The sequence below is a fragment of the Pantoea sp. Lu_F5_004 genome (genome assembly GCF_051136245.1).
GTDB classification, from domain to species: Bacteria; Pseudomonadota; Gammaproteobacteria; order Enterobacterales; family Enterobacteriaceae; genus Pantoea; species Pantoea agglomerans.
In genome coordinates this window covers 1,512,174-1,529,441 of the sequence record NZ_CP194946.1, presented here as the reverse complement: position 1 = coordinate 1,529,441, position 17,268 = coordinate 1,512,174, and the positions used below count along the sequence as shown (strand labels likewise).

Genomic DNA, 17,268 nt, shown 5'->3' with positions numbered 1-17,268 from the left:
TATGAATTACGTGGAGAGTTATTACGCAGCGACCGCCAATCCGCATGCGCCCTGGCCGACATTACAGGAGAGCATTCAGTGTGACGTCTGCATTATTGGCGGCGGTTTCACCGGTCTTTCGGCGGCGCTGCATCTGACCGAGGTGGGCTATGACGTGGTCGTGCTGGAAGCGGCGCGGGTCGGCTTTGGTGCCAGCGGACGTAACGGCGGTCAGGTGGTGAACTCCTACAGCCGCGACGTGGATGTGATTGAGCAGCGCTACGGTAAAGAGAGCGCCCGTATGCTGGGCAGCATGATGTTTGAAGGCGCTGAGATTATCCGCGATCGCATTAAGCGGTACGCGATTGACTGCGATTACCGGCCTGGCGGCGTTTTTGCGGCCCTGAATGCGCGCCAGATGGCGCATCTGCGAAAACAGAAAGCGTTATGGCAGCAGTATGGGAATCATGATCTGGAACTGCTGGATGAGCGAGCCATCCGACGTGAAGTCGCCACCGAACGCTACGTTGGCGGGCTGCTGGATCGGCGCGGCGGCCATCTGCATCCGCTGAACCTGGCGCTGGGTGAAGCGGAGGCGATCCGTCGACATGGCGGACGCATCTATGAACAGTCCGCGGCGACCAGTGTGGTTTATGGCACACCAAACCGGGTGAAAACCGCCCAGGGCGAGGTCAGCGCGACCTTTGTGATCTTCGCCGGGAATGCCTATCTGGCCCCGCAGCTGGAACCGCGACTGAGCAGGAAAAGCATGCCGTGCGGATCGCAGATTGTAGCAACCGAGCCGCTGTCACCCGACCAGGCGTTGTCGCTGATGCCGAACAACTACTGTGTGGAAGATTGTAACTATCTTCTGGATTACTTCCGTCTGACTGCGGACAACCGGCTGCTCTATGGCGGCGGCGTGGTTTATGGCGCACGGGAACCGGCCGATATTGAAGCGTTGATCCGGCCCAAGCTGCGCCGCACATTCCCCCAGTTGCAGAACGTTAAACTGGACTTCAGCTGGAGCGGCAATTTCCTGCTGACGCTGTCGCGCATGCCGCAGTTTGGCCGGCTGGAGAAGAATGTCTATTTTATGCAGGGTGACAGCGGTCATGGCGTAACCAGTACGCATCTTTCCGGCAAGCTCATCAGCGAAGTGTTACGCGGCGACGCCGAGCGTTTTGATGCCTTCGCCCGTCTGCCTCACCTGCCGTTTCCCGGTGGGCGACGATTTAAGGTGCCGCTGACGGCGATGGGCGCGGTGTGGTATGCGTTGAGGGATCGGTTAGGGGTGTGAGGCTGAGGGCCAGACCCGGCTGTCTGGCCTGCTGAACATAGATGTTCCAGCGGGGCACATTCTGCCCTGTAGTATAATGCTTTAGTATGTTGTAACTATAGAAAGAGCAGAGCGCTCACCTATCAGAGCGGGAGCACTCAGCCCCCGCAACAAATCTTGCCGCACATCACTCCAGCGGCATCTTAACCGGATCGTCATAGCGGTACTCAAAACCGAGTTCGCTACAGATGCGGGAACCATCAATCAGCTTGCCGCTATTCTTTTCCGCCTCGGGTGCGAACTGCGGCGGCTGCAGCCCAAGCTGGTGCGTGACCGCAGGATAGAAGGTGTCACGCGTCGGATGTTTCGAGGCACACAGATTATAGACTCGGCCCCCTTTAGGCGACTGCAGTAGCAGCGTAATTGCCTCAACCACATCATCCAGATGCACCAGATTGACGCCCTGCGAGCCATTGGCCACATCCTGCTTACCGGCGAGGAAGCGTCCCGGATGGCGCTTTGGCCCGACCAGACCGGCCAGCCGCACAATATCCACGCTGGTGCCCGGCAGATCGTGCAGCCAGTTCTCCAGTTTAACCAGCGTCTTTCCGGCCACCGTTTCTGCGTCCAGCGGGCTGTTTTCCCGCTTAGCGCCGGCGCTGCTGCCATAAACTGACGTTGAGCTGGTAAAGATAATGCGCGATACCTTATAAACCAGCGCCGTATCGACCACATTCTGCACCGCCTGCAGATAGGCTTCGCCCCCTTCTGCTGTGCGGCTGGCAGGCAGTGTCACGATCAGCGCATCTACATTGAACAGCGGCTCAATATCGGCGGCCTCACAGAGCAGTTCCGGCGTCAGTTCCAGCTGGAACGCCTCAATGCCGCAGCGGCGCGCCGCTTCAACGCCGTCTGGCGTGGTTTTGCTGCCGGTGACCTGCCAGCCTCGCGCCGTTAACGCCGTGGCCAGCGGCATGCCTAACCAGCCCAGTCCCACAATCGCGACCTTCTTCATTTTGACTCCTGACGTGAAACATCAACCCTGACTTCATCGTAGTTTGCCCCCTGATTGCAAACCAGAACAACCTGTTTCAGCGCTTTCCGAACCGCCCGTTTAAAAAAGTGTTGCCAAGCGCAGCCATCTTCGCTAGGTTAAACCCCACAAATGAATACTCATTCATCGACGAGATTATTATGACACGCGTTCAGTTCAACCATCATCACCACCATCATCCTGACTAGTCTTTCAGGCGATTGGTGCTGGAAGACTTTCAAGATCTTCCAGTGGTGTGAACGCAAGAGAACCCCCGGAAGATCTTCTTCCGGGGGTTTTTTTATGGGCTGACGTAACCACACATTCAGGACCGAATTAAGAGGACAGGAACCATGTTAGATAACACCCGTTTACGCATAGCTATGCAGAAATCTGGCCGTTTAAGTGATGATTCACGCGAACTGCTGGCGCGCTGCGGCGTTAAAATCAACCTTCAGCAACAGCGCCTGATTGCGTTTGCGGAGAACATGCCGATCGACATCCTGCGTGTGCGCGATGACGATATTCCTGGCCTGGTGATGGATGGTGTGGTCGATTTAGGCATCATCGGCGAGAACGTGCTGGAAGAGGAGCTGCTGTCACGCCGTGCCCAGGGTGAAGATCCGCGCTACTTTACGCTGCGCCGCCTCGACTTCGGCGGTTGCCGTCTGTCACTGGCGATGGCGACAGATGCCGAGTACACCGGCCCGGAATGCCTGGATAAATCCCGTATCGCCACCTCCTATCCGCACCTGTTAAAACAATACCTCGACAAAAAAGGCGTCAGCTTTAAGACCTGTTTACTGAACGGTTCCGTAGAAGTGGCTACCCGCGCCGGTCTGGCTGACGCTATCTGCGATCTGGTCTCTACCGGTGCTACGCTGGAAGCCAATGGCCTGCGCGAAGTTGAAGTGATCTATCGTTCAAAAGCGGTGCTGATCCAGCGTGACGGCGAGATGCCTGCCGCCAAGCAGGAGCTGATCGACAAGATGATGACCCGTATTCAGGGTGTGATTAAAGCGCGTGAATCGAAGTACATCATGCTGCACGCGCCGAGTGAGCGCCTGGAAGAAGTGATCAGCCTGCTGCCTGGCGCAGAGCGCCCAACCGTGCTGCCGCTGGCAGGCGATGTCAGCCGCGTGGCGATGCACATGGTCAGCAGCGAAACCCTGTTCTGGGAAACCATGGAAAAACTGAAAGCGCTGGGTGCCAGTTCGATTCTGGTGCTGCCTATTGAGAAGATGATGGAGTAAGCCATGGCCTTTTCTACCCCGATTGAGTGGCAGCAGTGCACCCCCGAACAGCAGCAGGCGCTGCTGTTACGTCCTGCTATCGCCGCCTCTGAAAACGTGACGCTGACGGTGCGCGATGTGCTGGAGCAGGTAAAGCTGAATGGTGATGACGCCCTGCGCGAATTCAGCGCCCGCTTCGACAAAGCGCAGGTGGATAACCTGCGTGTTACCGCGCAGCAAATCGCAGAAGCCAGCTTACGTCTGAGTGACGAGCTGAAGCAGGCGATGGCTGTCGCGGTGGGCAATATCGAAACCTTCCACAACGCGCAGATCCTGCCGCCGGTGGATGTGGAAACCCAGCCAGGCGTACGCTGCCAGCAGATTACCCGTCCGGTGAAATCGGTCGGACTCTATATTCCTGGTGGTTCCGCCCCGCTCTTCTCCACCGTGCTGATGCTGGCGACCCCGGCCCGTATCGCTGGCTGCGGTCGCGTCGTGCTCTGTTCGCCGCCGCCGATTGCCGATGAGATCCTGTATGCCGCCCAGCTGTGCGGCGTAGAAGAGGTGTTCCAGGTGGGCGGCGCGCAGGCCATCGCCGCGATGGCCTTCGGCACCGAAACCGTGCCGCGCGTGGATAAGATTTTTGGCCCGGGCAACGCCTGGGTGACAGAAGCGAAACGTCAGGTAAGTCAGCGACTCGATGGCGCGGCGATTGATATGCCGGCGGGTCCTTCTGAAGTGCTGGTGATTGCGGATGAGGGCGCCACGCCCGCGTTTGTCGCGTCTGATTTGCTCTCACAGGCAGAGCATGGTCCTGACTCGCAGGTGATTCTGCTGACGCCTTCATTAAAGCTGGCCGAGGCGGTCGCGGTCGCGGTTGAGCAGCAGCTGGCGCAGTTGCCGCGGGCTGCCACGGCGCGTCAGGCGCTGGAAAGCAGCCGCCTGATTGTGGCGCGTGACCTTGAGCAGTGCGTCGCGATCTCTAATCTCTATGGCCCGGAGCACCTGATTCTGCAGACCCGTCAGCCGCGCGATCTGGTGGAGTCGATCACCAGCGCCGGTTCGGTATTTTTAGGTGACTGGTCGCCGGAGTCCGCGGGCGATTACGCCTCTGGCACCAATCACGTGTTACCGACCTACGGTTACACCTCGACCTGTTCCAGCCTGGGCCTGGCCGATTTCCAGAAACGCATGACGGTGCAGGAGCTGACGCCGCAGGGCTTCCTGAACCTGGCCGCCACCATTGAAACCCTGGCCGCCGCCGAGCAGCTGGATGCCCACAAGAATGCCGTCACCCTGCGCGTTGCCGCACTGAAGGAGCAAGCATGAGTCAGGATATTGAGCAACTGGCGCGCGCCAATGTGCGCGCCCTGACGCCCTATATGTCGGCGCGTCGTCTGGGTGGCAACGGAGATGTCTGGCTCAATGCCAACGAATTTCCGCTGCCGGTGCCGTTTGAGCTGTCGCAGCAGACGCTGAACCGCTATCCGGAGTGTCAGCCTAAAGTGGTGATTGAGCGCTACGCTGCTTATGCGGGCTTAACGCCGGAGCAGGTGCTGGTGAGCCGTGGCGCGGATGAAGCCATCGAGCTGATCATGCGCGCCTTCTGTGAGCCGGGTCAGGATGCGATTCTGTTCTGTCCACCGACCTATGGCATGTACAGCGTCAGTGCCGAAACCATCGGCATTGAATACCGTACCGTTCCTGCGCTGAGCGACTGGCAGCTGAACCTGCCTGCCATTGCAGAGCAGCTGGATGGCGTCAAAGTGGTTTACCTCTGCAGCCCGAACAACCCGACCGGCAACCTGATCAATCAGGACGACATCCGTCAGCTGCTGGCGATGACCGCCGGTAAAGCGCTGGTAGTCGCAGATGAAGCCTACATTGAATTCTGCCCGCAGGCGACGCTGACCGGCTGGCTGAAGGATTATCCGCATCTGGTAATCCTGCGTACGCTTTCTAAAGCCTTTGCGCTGGCTGGCCTGCGTTGCGGCTTTGCGCTGGCGAATAAGCCGGTCATCGACCTGCTGATGAAGGTGATTGCGCCCTACCCGCTGGCCACACCGGTGGCCGATGTCGCCGGTCAGGCGCTGAGCGACCAGGGAATTACGCTGATGCGTGAGCATGTGGCACAGCTGAATGAGAACCGTAGCTGGCTGCAGGCTGAACTGGCCCAGCTGGCCTGCATTGAGCAGGTTTTCTCCAGTGAAACCAACTATGTGCTGGCGCGCTTTACCGATTCACCAAAAGTCTTCAAAACCTTATGGGATCAGGGCATTATCCTGCGTGATCAGAACAAAAATCCGGGCCTGTCGGGATGCCTGCGCATCTCCATCGGCACGCGTGAAGAGTGCGAACGAGTGATCGCCGCGCTGCAAGCCTTTTCTGTGGAGCAAGCATGAGCCAGAAGACCCTTTTTATTGACCGCGACGGTACGTTAATCTCTGAGCCGCCTGAAGATTATCAGGTGGACCGCATGGATAAGCTGGCGTTTGAGCCAGACGTTATTCCGGCGCTGCTGGCGCTGCAGGCCGCCGGTTATCGCCTGGTCATGATCACCAACCAGGATGGTCTTGGCACCCCGGGTTTCCCGCAGGCCGATTTCGATGGTCCGCACAATCTGATGATGCAGATCCTGACCTCGCAGGGCATTGCGTTTGACGATGTGCTGATCTGCCCGCATATGCCGGACGATCACTGCGACTGTCGCAAGCCGAAAACCCGAATGGTGGAAGCCTGGCTGGCCGAAGGCGCGCTGGATACCGCCAACAGCTACGTGATTGGCGATCGCCTGACCGATGTCCAGTTGGCGGAGAACATGGGCATCCAGCCTATCCGCTACGGTGCTGACGGCCAGAACTGGCAGACTATCCAGCAGCGTCTGACCCAGCGTGACCGCCATGCGCTGGTGCAGCGCAACACCAAAGAGACACAGGTGCGGGTAGAACTGTGGCTGGATCGCGAAGGCGGCAGCAAGATTAATACCGGCGTGGGTTTCTTCGACCACATGCTGGACCAGATTGCCGTACACGGCGGGTTCCGCATGAACATCGAAGTGAAAGGCGATCTCTATATTGACGATCATCACACGGTGGAAGATACCGGTCTGGCACTGGGCGAAGCGCTGCTGAAGGCGCTGGGCGACAAGCGTGGCATTGGCCGTTTTGGCTTTGTGCTGCCGATGGATGAATGTCTGGCGCGCTGCGCGCTGGATATCTCCGGCCGTCCGCACATCGAGTTCAAAGCGGAGTTCAACTATCAGCGCGTGGGCGACCTCAGTACCGAGATGGTCGAGCACTTCTTCAGCTCGCTCTCCTACGCCATGATGAGCACCCTGCACCTTAAAACCAAAGGCAAGAATGACCATCACCGCGTCGAGAGCCTGTTTAAAGCCTTTGGTCGTACGCTGCGTCAGGCGATCCGCGTTGAGGGCAATACGCTGCCAAGCTCGAAGGGAGTGCTGTGATGAACGTGGTGATCATGGATACCGGTTGCGCCAACCTGTCGTCGGTGAAATGGGCGATTGAACGTCTGGGCTACACCCCGGAAGTAAGCCGCGATCCCGATGTGGTGCTGCGTGCCGATAAACTGTTTCTGCCCGGTGTAGGCACCGCGCAGGCGGCAATGAATCAGCTGGAAGAGCGTGACCTGATCGATCTGGTCAAAGCCTGTACCCAGCCGGTGCTGGGGATCTGCCTGGGTATGCAGCTGCTGGGTCGCGGCAGCGATGAAAACGGCGGCGTGCCGACGCTGGGGATTATCGATGAGCCGGTGTCGTTAATGGACACGCACGGCCTGCCGCTGCCGCACATGGGCTGGAATCAGATTACCGCGCAGGCGGGCAATCATCTTTTCCGTGGCATCGACGAAGGCTGCTATTTCTACTTCGTCCACAGCTATGCCATGCCGGTCAACGCCAGCACCATCGCACAGTGTCACTACGGTGAAGCTTTCACCGCCGCGGTGCAGAAAGATAACTTCTTTGGCGTCCAGTTCCACCCGGAACGCTCGGGCAAAGCGGGCGCGCAGCTGCTGAAAAACTTCCTGGAGATGTAATGATTATCCCCGCGTTAGATTTAATTGACGGCAAAGTGGTTCGTCTGCATCAGGGCGATTATGCACAGCAGCGTGATTACGGCAGCGATCCGCTGCCGCGTCTGCAGGATTACGTTCGCCAGGGCGCGACCGTGCTGCATCTGGTGGATTTAACCGGCGCGAAAGATCCGGCGAAACGCCAGATCGCGCTGCTGAAAACCCTGCTGGATGGCGTTGATGTGACGGTGCAGGTCGGTGGCGGCATTCGCAGCCGTGACGATGTGCATGCGCTGCTTGAAGCCGGAGCGAGTCGTGTGGTGGTCGGTTCCACCGCCGTGAAACAGCCTGAAGAGGTAAAACGGTGGTTTGCGGAGTTTGGCGCAGAGGCGATTGTGCTCGCGTTAGATGTGCGCATTGATGCCAGTAACCGCAAAGAAGTGGCGATCAGTGGCTGGCAGGAAGCGGCGGGCGTCACGCTGGAAGAGGTGATTACCGACTTTCAGCAGGTGGGTCTGAAGCACGTGCTGTGCACCGACATTTCCCGCGACGGCACCCTGAGCGGCTCCAATGTTGCGCTCTATCAGGAAGTGACGGCGCGCTTCCCGACGATTGCTTTTCAGTCCTCGGGTGGCATTGGCGACCTCAATGATATCGCCGCCCTGCGCGGCAGCGGCGTTCAGGGCGTAATTGTCGGACGTGCGCTGCTGGAAGATAAATTCACTGTTTCGGAGGCGATCGCATGCTGGCAAAACGGATAATTCCCTGCCTGGACGTACGTGACGGCCAGGTGGTCAAAGGCGTACAGTTTCGCAATCACGAGATCATCGGCGACATCGTGCCGCTGGCGCAGCGCTATGCTGCCGAAGGTGCCGACGAGCTGGTGTTCTATGATATCACCGCCTCATCCGATGGCCGGGTCGTCGACAAAAGCTGGGTATCGCGGGTTGCGGAAGTGATCGATATCCCGTTCTGCGTCGCGGGCGGCATTAAAACCCCGGAAGACGCAGCGCGCATTCTGGAGTTTGGCGCAGATAAGATTTCGATTAACTCGCCGGCGCTGGCCGACCCCACGCTGATCACCCGCCTCGCGGATCGTTTTGGCGTGCAGTGTATTGTGGTCGGGATCGATACCTGGTTTGATGAAGCCAGCGGTAAATATCAGGTGAATCAGTATACCGGCGACGAAGCGCGCACCCGCGTGACGCAGTGGGAAACGCTGGAGTGGGTGCAGGAAGTGCAGAAGCTGGGCGCAGGCGAGATCGTGCTGAACATGATGAATCAGGATGGCGTGCGTAACGGCTATGACCTGGTGCAGCTGAAGAAAATGCGTGAAGTCTGCAAAGTGCCCCTGATCGCCTCTGGCGGCGCAGGCACCATGCAGCACTTCCTGGATGCGTTTACCGAAGCTAACGTGGATGGTGCTTTAGCCGCCTCGGTGTTCCATAAGCAGATTATTAATATTGGTGAGCTGAAGAGCTTTCTGATCGACAACGGAGTGGAGATTCGCGCGTGCTAACTGAACAACAACAGGCTCTTCTCGACTGGGATAAAACACAGGGCATGATGCCGGTCATTGTCCAGCACTTCGTCTCAGGCGAAGTGCTGATGCATGGCTACATGAACCCGGCCGCGCTGGAAAAAACGCTGGCAGAAAGCAAGGTCACCTTTTTCTCCCGCACCAAAAATCGCTTGTGGACCAAAGGCGAAACCTCCGGCAACTTTTTGCAGGTCGTGAGCATCACGCCTGACTGTGACAATGACACCCTGTTAGTGCTGGCGGATCCTATTGGCCCGACCTGCCATCTGGGCACCACCAGCTGCTTCTCACCGGCGGTCCCTGAGTGGACGTTCCTCTATCAGCTTGAGCAGCTGCTGGCCTCGCGTAAAACCGCCGATCCTGAAAGCTCCTACACTGCACGACTCTACGCCAGCGGCACCAAACGCATCGCGCAGAAAGTGGGTGAAGAAGGCGTTGAAACCGCACTGGCCGCCACGGTCAACGATCGGGATGAACTCACCAACGAAGCTTCTGACCTGGTCTATCACCTGATGGTGCTGTTGCAGGATCAGGATCTCGACTTCCGTGCCGTGATCAACAACCTGCGCGACCGCCATAAGTAACTGTGCAATATGCTGCTCAGAATTTTGTTTTTATGCGGATTCTGAGCAGTCTTCTGCTCATTCCTCACGTCCATCCGACACAATGACGGCAACTCAAACCTCAGGGAGAGAACCGTGACCACCCATGAGAAATTAATCGCCCTGCTCGACCAGCACCAGGCACGCTATCGCCTGATGGAGCATGAGGCAACCGGTAAATGTGAAGCCGTCGCGGCGATACGCGGCACCGAAATCGGCCAGGGTGCTAAAGCGCTGGTCTGTCATGTGAAAGGCAACGGCGTTAAACAGCATGTGCTGGCGGTTTTACCTGCCGATCATCAGGCCGATCTGGGCAGAGTCGCGGCAGCAGTAGGAGGAAGACGCGCCTCACTCGCCAGTCCGGCAGAAACCGATCTGCTGACCGGCTGCGTATTCGGGGCGATTCCACCGTTCAGCTTTCATCCCGACCTCAGACTGGTTGTTGACCCCGCGCTGTTTGAACGTTATCCGGAGATCGCCTTTAACGCCGGTCTGCTGGAACGCTCAGTGATCCTGAATACCGAAGATTATCGCGCGTTATGCGCGGCTGACGTGGTGAAGATTACGCAGTAATTGCCATCCCGGCAGCCCGGCGATACTCTGCATAATCACTCATCACGACAGAATAAGAGCAAAATCATGAACATTTTCACTCAACGCCTGCGTCAGACGCTGGCTGTGGCCGTTATGGCAGGCTGCGCTTTTGGCGCGCAGGCAAAAATCGAACAGGTGCGTTTCGCGGTCGATCCGACCTATCCGCCATTCGAATCGAAAACGCCACAGGGCAAGCTGGTCGGCTTTGATATTGATCTGGGCAATGCGCTCTGTACTCAGATGCAGGCAAAATGTGTCTGGGTCGAAAGCCAGTTTGACGGCATGATCCCGGCCCTTAAAGCGCGTAAATTTGATGCCATTCTCTCCGACATGGGCATTACCGAAGAGCGCCTGAAGCAGATTGATTTCACCGCGCCGCTCTATGATACCCACACTCAGCTGATTGCCCGTAAAGGTGCTGGCATATTGCCCACCGCTGAGTCCCTGAAAGGAAAAACGGTCGGCGTAGAACAGGGAACGGTTCAGGAGCGCTATGCGCTGGCGAAGTGGCAGCCTCACGGTGTGAGCGTGGTGCCTTATGGCGATCAGGCACAGGTTGAAAGCGATCTGGTTTCAGGCCGACTGGATGCGGTATTCACCGATGCGGCACAGGCTGCCATCGGCTTCCTGAAGCATCCGCAAGGCAAAGATTTTGAACTGGCCGGCCCGATTATTCAGGATCCGATCATCGGCCCCGGCACGGCGATTGGCCTGCGTAAAGGTGATACCGAGCTGAAAACCGCACTGGATAACGCCTTCGTCGAAATCAAAAAGAACGGTACGTTTGACCAGATTCAGAAGCGCTATTTTGCTACGGATATCTCTATCCAGCAGTAACCTCGCGGTCGCCCTTTTTCGTCCTCAACGCGATCCGGCACTATACTTTAACTTTTTCAGGACGACGCGCTGTCGTCCTTTGCCGATTAAAGGACATTAACACGGTATGCATCAACAACATCATCCACTGTTAAGCGCCTCTTTAGGCACCCAGCGTGAAATCATCAGTTTCCATTTCGCGGAAGACAACGAGCGTCAGGTCTATATCCAGGCTGCGCTGCATGGCGACGAACTGCCCGGTATGGCAGTGGCGTGGTTTTTAAAGCAGCGACTACAGGCGCTGGAGTCCGCCGGTCAACTTAAAGCCGCTTTTACCCTGGTGCCGGTTGCTAATCCGCTGGCGCTGGGACAGCACTGGCATGGCACCCATCTGGGCCGATTCCATACGCTCTCCGGCCAGGACTTCAACCGCCGTTTCCCGTCACTGGGCACTACCCTGGCGGCCGGGCTGGCTGACAGTCTGACTCAAAGTGAATCGCAGAACCGGAGCCTGATCCGCGAGGCGATTGATCGTCACTATCGCGATACCGTGCCAAAAACCGAGCTGGATGCGCAACGCCATACACTGATGCGGATGGCCAGTCAGGCCGATCTGATGATTGACCTGCACTGTGACTGGGAAGCCGTGCCGCACCTCTATACCACGCCGCACGCCTGGCCGGACATTGAGCCGCTGGCGCGCTGGTTAGGCAGTGAGGTGCAGTTGCTGGCGCAGATCTCTGGCGGTGAGCCGTTTGATGAAGCCTGTTGCGAACCCTGGCTGACGCTGGCGGAACGGTTTGGCAAAGATTACCCAATGCCACGCGGATTGCTGCCGGTGACGCTGGAGTTGCGCGGTGTACGTGATGTGTCGCCTGAACAGGCGGAGAAAGACGCGGAGGCGATTATTTCAGCGTTGCAGGAAGGCGGTTATATCGGCTACAGCGAGCCTGCGATTTCCGTAGAGGTGGCGGCACCCGTGATTGGCGGCGATGAGCTGGTCCCGGCGAGCGCGGGCGGTGACGATATCGTGGCAATCAATGACGGGCCGATTGGGTTAAACGTGCCAGATATCGCTGAAGCACCTGGAGAAGCTGGTGTAATCAAAGAGCGTCACAGTGAAGGATCGGCGGCGGCCTCCCCTGCCCTGAAAAATCCACCTACGCCGTTAGCGGGCTGTGAATACATTCACTCACCGGTATCCGGTCTGATCCTGCACCGTAAACCGCTGGGCGCAAAGATTCGGCCGGGAGAAGTGCTGGCAGAGATTGTTGATCCGATAACCGACCAGATCACGCCGCTGGTGGCGGAACATGGCGGTATTCTCTATGCGAGACACTGGGCTAAATTTGCGACGGCAGGCATGCTGGTGGTGAGGCTGGCAGGTGAGCGAGAGATTCGGAGCGGGGATTTACTGGTGGGGTAAAAAAAGGGCTTCCCGAAGGAAGCCCTTTTTAGTGATTAATCTAACCACTCGGTGTGGAACACACCGTCTTTATCAATGCGCTTGTAGGTATGCGCGCCGAAGTAGTCACGCTGCGCCTGAATCAGGTTAGCAGGCAGCACTTCTGAACGGTAGCTGTCGTAGTAAGCGATCGCCGCAGAGAAGGTTGGCGTCGGGATACCGTTCTGAATCGCGTAGGAAACCACATCACGCAGCGCCTGCTGATACTGATCGGCGATATCTTTGAAGTACGGAGCCAGCAGCAGGTTAGCGATGCCTGCATCTTCTGCGTATGCATCAGTAATCTTCTGCAGGAACTGGGCACGGATAATGCAGCCAGCGCGGAAGATCTTCGCGATTTCACCGTAATGCAGATCCCAGTTGTTCTCTTCTGACGCGGCACGCAACTGTGAGAAGCCCTGAGCATAAGAAACGATTTTACCCAGATACAGAGCGCGACGAACTTTCTCGATGAACTCCGCTTTGTCACCGGTGAAGGCCTTCGCCTGTGGACCGCTCAGTACTTTAGAGGCTGCCACACGCTGGGTTTTCAGCGAGGAGAGGTAACGAGCGAATACAGATTCAGTGATCAGTGACAGAGGTTCGCCGAGATCCAGTGAGCTCTGGCTGGTCCATTTACCGGTGCCTTTGTTCGCTGCTTCATCCAGAATCACATCAACCAGGTATTTACCTTCTTCATCTTTCTTGGTGAAGATATCTTTGGTGATGTCGATAAGGTAGCTGCTCAGTTCGCCGTTGTTCCACTCAGTGAAGGTCTCAGCCAGCTCTTCGTTGTTCAGACCCAGCGCGCCTTTCAGCAGAGCATAGGCTTCAGCGATCAGCTGCATGTCGCCATACTCGATGCCGTTGTGAACCATCTTCACGTAGTGGCCCGCGCCGTCCGGACCGATGTAAGCCACACAGGCTTCGCCATCTTCTGCACGCGCAGCAATTTTATCCAGAATCGGTGCAACCAGCTCGTAGGCTTCTTTCTGACCGCCAGGCATGATAGATGGGCCTTTCAGTGCGCCCTCTTCACCACCGGAAACACCGGTACCGATGAAGTTGAAGCCCTGGTCAGAAAGCTCTTTGTTACGACGGATGGTATCTTTATAGAAGGTGTTACCGCCATCGATCAGAATGTCGCCTTTATCCAGGTGTGGAGTCAGGGAGGCGATAGTCTTATCGGTCGCTTCACCCGCCTGAACCATCAGCAGGATACGACGAGGTTTTTCCAGCGATTCGACAAACTCTTCAACGGTGTAAAAAGGAGCAAGTTTCTTGCCCTGGTTCTCGGCGATGACTTCATCAGTCTTTTCGCGTGAACGGTTGAAGATTGAAACAGTGTAACCGCGGCTCTCAATGTTAAGAGCCAGGTTGCGGCCCATCACTGCCATACCTACAACGCCGATCTGTTGCTTGGACATTACGTACTCCTGTCTGTGGTCTCGCATGGTGTTACCCGTAACACCACTTTGTAAGTGATCAGTATGTTAACTCAGGATAGTGGATTAAAGGTAATGAATGGTGCGGTCGCGTGGATGAAATTATCTGAAAAAAATTCACACACTTAACAAGGATTTATAAAGCTTTGTATAGCTTTGAATCATTTTATCTGCCGTGAAAAGCGATTCAAAGCGCGCCAGCGCAGCGGCACCATAGGTCGTTGCCAGGTCGGGATTCTGCCATATTTCATCCATCGCCTTTCTTAATGCCGCAGGATCGGATGGAGGGACGACTAATCCGGTGACCCGATCGATATTGATAAAGGTTGTTCCGGTGCCAATCTCGCTGGAGATCAGCGGTTTTGAATAGAGGGCTCCTTCGAGCAAAGAGATACCAAAAGCTTCGGAACGTAAATGAGACGGAAAAACCAGACACGTACACAACTGCAGCAAGGCAGATTTTTCACTGTCCTCCAGCGCACCCAGGAAATGGATATTGTCCACGCCTAAGTGCTGTGCCTGTGCTTTCAGCTCAGCCTCAATCGGTCCTGCCCCCACTACGACGATGGGATAATGGCTGTTTTTTGCCGCTTCGATTAAGATATGCAGACCTTTGTAGTAACGGAACGTTCCAATGAACAGGAAGAAGCCATCCGGAAATCTTGCATGCCATTTTTGCAGAACGGCGGGATCATTATTTTGATAAAACTGTTTATCAAGACCGTAAGGGATAACTTCAACTTTATCTTTGAACTGCTGCAATACAGGACTGCTTTCAACATAGTTTGGCGAAGCAGCAACAATGCGATCAACGCTGGAAAGAAAGCGATTCATTAATGGGGTATAGAGCTTTAACAACACCTTCTGCTTGACGATATCAGAATGGTAACTCACCACCGATGGCTTTTTTATGCCTGCAGCAAAATGCATAAAGTCCATAAATGGGTAGGGGAAATGGTAATGGATAATGTCCGCATCCTGAGCAAGTTCTCTGAATTCTTTTATGGCTGAATAAGAGAATGGTGTTGAGGCAAACTCACACTGCGTTTTGACCCGATGAATCTGATGGTTATCCAGGCTGTTTTTTTTATTTTCAAATTGAGGACTATGCGTAAAAACAACAGACTCAATGCCTGATTTAAAACCACCCTCTGCAAGCTGATAAATAACCTGTTCGATGCCGCCAAAAGTATCAGGATAGTAGGTTTTGTAACAGTGTAGAACTTTAATCATATATATTTTGCGACCTGCTCATAAGCTTCAATGGTTTTATCCGCACACAGTGACCATGAAAATTCGCGGGCACGCGCCAATCCCGTATTTATCATACGGCGCTTTTCATCTGCGTTTTCAATCATCATCTGGATGTAATTTGTCAAAGCATGAACATCCTGAGGTTCATGCATTAATGCTGCCTCCCCAGCGACTTCCGGAAGCGACGTTGCATTTGAACAAATCACAGGCGTTCCTGATGCCATTGCTTCAAGTACTGGCAAACCGAAACCTTCATAGATTGAAGGGAAAACAAAACTCGTTGCAGCACTGAATAAAAGTGGCAGATCTTTCCCGGGTACAAAACCTAAATATTTTAACCACCCTTCTCTTTCGCCCTTATCAAAAAGCTTGAAGAGTGCCTCATTTTCCCAACCTTTATACCCACTAACAACCAACGGGAAGGCAGACTTTTCTTGTGCAGGCAGACGATCATAGGCCTGCAGCAGCGTCAGTATGTTCTTTCTTGGTTCAATGGTGCCGGTATAAAAAAAGAAACGTCGCCACTTCAGATTATACTTTTCAAGCACCTGAAGTGTCTCTGCTTCATCACGAGGATGAAACTGTTCATTGCAGGCAAGAGGGGCTACGGCAATTTTATTATCTTCAATACCAAAGAACTCTTTTAACTCATTCTTTGTGTAATGAGAATCAGTGATCAACATTGATGCGCGCGAGACGGTATTTCTTAACTCTTTTTGCATCAGGTGAACACGGCCAGCAGGATGAAACTGCGGCCAATGAAAAACCGACAGGTCATGGAATGTGGCAACACAGTGGTTCACGCGAGGAGGTAAGTAATAGTTTGGGCTATGAAATATATGACTCTTAAATTTTCTCAACGCCATCATCTTCATTACCGGAAAAGTCAGGCGATATAATTCACTTACGGTTTTGCTTTTTTGTAACTTACGCTTTAGTGTTTGAACCGACTGAGCAGACTCACTCGCGACTACTAATGAGTCGCGAGTCTTTGTGCCATGAAGAAACGTCAGCGCGACGTTTTCTCTTTCCTGAAGCTGTTTAGCAAGCTCAAACGCATAACGGCCAATACCAGTTAAAGGATATTTAATACAGTCCGAAGAGTAAACGACGTTTATTGCTCTGCTTCCAGCATCCATTTCAGGGTATCTCTAAGAGGAATTTTAGACGAATTATCACCGACTAAGCTACTGAGCAAAGTGATATCGCCACAAAGTTCTTTGATTTCATTAGGCCGGACAAAATCAGGATTAACTTCAATCTTAATATCATGGCCTGTCAGGGACTGGCAGAGATCAACGACTTCCCTCAATGAGTGCATTTTACCTGAAGCGACATTGACAGTCTGACCAGATGAGCGGGAGTGAAGTAACGCTGAGTAGCTTTTAACAACGTCACGCACATCAGAAAAATCACGCCATACATCAATGTTGCCCAACTCAATGACATCTTTTCTCTCACGAAAATGTTTGACGATTTTCGGGATCAGGAAATTTTCTGCCTGACCGACGCCTGTGTAATTAAACGGGCGAGTAATAATAATTGGCAATTTTTCGTAAAACAGACTGGTCATATACTCCATGGCCAGCTTGCTTACCGCATAGTCATTTGCAGGTCTGGCAGGAATCGACTCTGCTAATTTTCCTGGTGTGTTATTACCGTAAACATTAGCACTGCTGGCGATCAAAACTGCATCCGGCATTTTTGCTGATTCGCTAAGAGCCTGTAACAGATTACGCGTACCGCAAAGGTTTACACTATAGAACGCATTCGGGTCAGCATGACCCACAAAAGCGATGGCTGCAAGATGAACAACGACGTCAGGCTGAATGCTGTCTACAGCATTTTTTACCTGCGCTGCATTGGTAAGATCAACCTGAAAATAGCGTGAGGAATTCTGGGCGGGAGTTGAACCGAAACCATAAACTTCATATCCGGCAGCGGATAAATCCGCTGCCATATATTGGCCGGTAAAGCCCTTGATCCCAGTGATCAATGCTTTTTTGCCATTAGTCATA

The 17,268-nt window shown here is 54.8% G+C and carries 18 protein-coding genes and 1 other annotated feature; of the genes, 13 read left to right on the top strand and 5 right to left on the bottom strand.

What is annotated here, in order from left to right; genetic code table 11:
* The first annotated feature begins 1 nt into the window (after position 1).
* Positions 2-1,279: an NAD(P)/FAD-dependent oxidoreductase gene (locus ACR8BN_RS07045; RefSeq protein ID WP_010670956.1), complete on the top strand. Its 1,278-nt coding sequence runs from the start codon at positions 2-4 to the stop codon at positions 1,277-1,279.
* Between the two features lie 166 nt (positions 1,280-1,445).
* Here the strand turns inward: ACR8BN_RS07045 and ACR8BN_RS07040 are convergent, their stop codons facing one another.
* Positions 1,446-2,273 (bottom strand): SDR family oxidoreductase, encoded by an 828-nt coding sequence (locus ACR8BN_RS07040; protein ID WP_434747454.1) that lies wholly within the window; start codon positions 2,271-2,273, stop codon positions 1,446-1,448.
* 179 nt (positions 2,274-2,452) lie between these two features.
* On the opposite strand from ACR8BN_RS07040, the gene hisL reads away from it, so the two are divergent.
* The 12 genes from hisL to ACR8BN_RS06980 all read left to right on the top strand — a co-directional run bounded on the left by hisL (position 2,453) and on the right by ACR8BN_RS06980 (position 12,533).
* The gene (hisL, locus tag ACR8BN_RS07035) at positions 2,453-2,500 is read left to right on the top strand and encodes a his operon leader peptide (protein WP_100396937.1); all 48 of its coding nucleotides are present in this window, start codon (positions 2,453-2,455) and stop codon (positions 2,498-2,500) included.
* Positions 2,476-2,596, top strand: a sequence feature (His leader region). Its footprint overlaps the gene before it by 25 nt.
* A 48-nt stretch (positions 2,597-2,644) precedes the next feature.
* Positions 2,645-3,544: an ATP phosphoribosyltransferase gene (hisG, locus tag ACR8BN_RS07030; protein WP_004571317.1), complete on the top strand. Its 900-nt coding sequence runs from the start codon at positions 2,645-2,647 to the stop codon at positions 3,542-3,544.
* Positions 3,545-3,547: 3 nt separating this feature from the next.
* The gene (gene hisD / locus ACR8BN_RS07025) at positions 3,548-4,852 is read left to right on the top strand and encodes a histidinol dehydrogenase (RefSeq protein ID WP_115758973.1); all 1,305 of its coding nucleotides are present in this window, start codon (positions 3,548-3,550) and stop codon (positions 4,850-4,852) included.
* Positions 4,849-5,925, top strand: coding sequence for a histidinol-phosphate transaminase (hisC, locus tag ACR8BN_RS07020; protein WP_434747453.1), 1,077 nt, complete (start codon positions 4,849-4,851; stop codon positions 5,923-5,925). The genes hisD and hisC overlap by 4 nt, the downstream gene beginning before the upstream one ends.
* Positions 5,922-6,989: a bifunctional histidinol-phosphatase/imidazoleglycerol-phosphate dehydratase HisB gene (gene hisB, locus ACR8BN_RS07015; protein ID WP_010670960.1), complete on the top strand. Its 1,068-nt coding sequence runs from the start codon at positions 5,922-5,924 to the stop codon at positions 6,987-6,989. The genes hisC and hisB overlap by 4 nt, the downstream gene beginning before the upstream one ends.
* Positions 6,989-7,579, top strand: a complete 591-nt coding sequence (gene hisH, locus ACR8BN_RS07010; RefSeq protein ID WP_008926061.1) for an imidazole glycerol phosphate synthase subunit HisH — start codon at positions 6,989-6,991, stop codon at positions 7,577-7,579. Before hisB ends, hisH begins: the two co-directional genes overlap by 1 nt.
* Complete coding sequence (hisA, locus tag ACR8BN_RS07005; RefSeq protein ID WP_434747452.1) at positions 7,579-8,316, top strand: 1-(5-phosphoribosyl)-5-[(5-phosphoribosylamino)methylideneamino]imidazole-4-carboxamide isomerase; 738 nt, start codon at positions 7,579-7,581, stop codon at positions 8,314-8,316. The genes hisH and hisA overlap by 1 nt, the downstream gene beginning before the upstream one ends.
* The gene (gene hisF / locus ACR8BN_RS07000) at positions 8,298-9,074 is read left to right on the top strand and encodes an imidazole glycerol phosphate synthase subunit HisF (protein ID WP_010248068.1); all 777 of its coding nucleotides are present in this window, start codon (positions 8,298-8,300) and stop codon (positions 9,072-9,074) included. Before hisA ends, hisF begins: the two co-directional genes overlap by 19 nt.
* Positions 9,068-9,679 carry a bifunctional phosphoribosyl-AMP cyclohydrolase/phosphoribosyl-ATP diphosphatase HisIE gene (gene hisIE, locus ACR8BN_RS06995; protein WP_010670963.1) on the top strand — a complete coding sequence of 204 codons (612 nt, stop codon included), beginning with the start codon at positions 9,068-9,070 and terminating at the stop codon, positions 9,677-9,679. The genes hisF and hisIE overlap by 7 nt, the downstream gene beginning before the upstream one ends.
* Positions 9,680-9,793: 114 nt before the next feature.
* Positions 9,794-10,270, top strand: a complete 477-nt coding sequence (locus tag ACR8BN_RS06990) for a YbaK/prolyl-tRNA synthetase associated domain-containing protein (RefSeq protein WP_062758012.1) — start codon at positions 9,794-9,796, stop codon at positions 10,268-10,270.
* Between the two features lie 66 nt (positions 10,271-10,336).
* Positions 10,337-11,128: an ABC transporter substrate-binding protein gene (locus ACR8BN_RS06985; protein ID WP_434747451.1), complete on the top strand. Its 792-nt coding sequence runs from the start codon at positions 10,337-10,339 to the stop codon at positions 11,126-11,128.
* A 106-nt stretch (positions 11,129-11,234) separates the two neighbouring features.
* The gene (locus tag ACR8BN_RS06980) at positions 11,235-12,533 is read left to right on the top strand and encodes a succinylglutamate desuccinylase/aspartoacylase family protein (protein WP_109650772.1); all 1,299 of its coding nucleotides are present in this window, start codon (positions 11,235-11,237) and stop codon (positions 12,531-12,533) included.
* A 35-nt stretch (positions 12,534-12,568) separates the two neighbouring features.
* Here ACR8BN_RS06980 and gndA read toward each other — a convergent pair whose 3' ends face one another.
* The 4 genes from gndA to ACR8BN_RS06960 all read right to left on the bottom strand — a co-directional run bounded on the left by gndA (position 12,569) and on the right by ACR8BN_RS06960 (position 17,267).
* Positions 12,569-13,978: an NADP-dependent phosphogluconate dehydrogenase gene (gndA, locus tag ACR8BN_RS06975; RefSeq protein ID WP_010248093.1), complete on the bottom strand. Its 1,410-nt coding sequence runs from the start codon at positions 13,976-13,978 to the stop codon at positions 12,569-12,571.
* A 135-nt stretch (positions 13,979-14,113) separates the two neighbouring features.
* Complete coding sequence (locus ACR8BN_RS06970) at positions 14,114-15,229, bottom strand: glycosyltransferase family 4 protein (RefSeq protein WP_434747450.1); 1,116 nt, start codon at positions 15,227-15,229, stop codon at positions 14,114-14,116.
* Positions 15,226-16,389, bottom strand: coding sequence for a glycosyltransferase family 4 protein (locus ACR8BN_RS06965; RefSeq protein WP_434747449.1), 1,164 nt, complete (start codon positions 16,387-16,389; stop codon positions 15,226-15,228). Before ACR8BN_RS06965 ends, ACR8BN_RS06970 begins: the two co-directional genes overlap by 4 nt.
* Positions 16,365-17,267, bottom strand: a complete 903-nt coding sequence (locus ACR8BN_RS06960) for a GDP-mannose 4,6-dehydratase (protein WP_434747448.1) — start codon at positions 17,265-17,267, stop codon at positions 16,365-16,367. The genes ACR8BN_RS06965 and ACR8BN_RS06960 overlap by 25 nt, the downstream gene beginning before the upstream one ends.
* Between the last annotated feature and the right edge of the window lies 1 nt (position 17,268).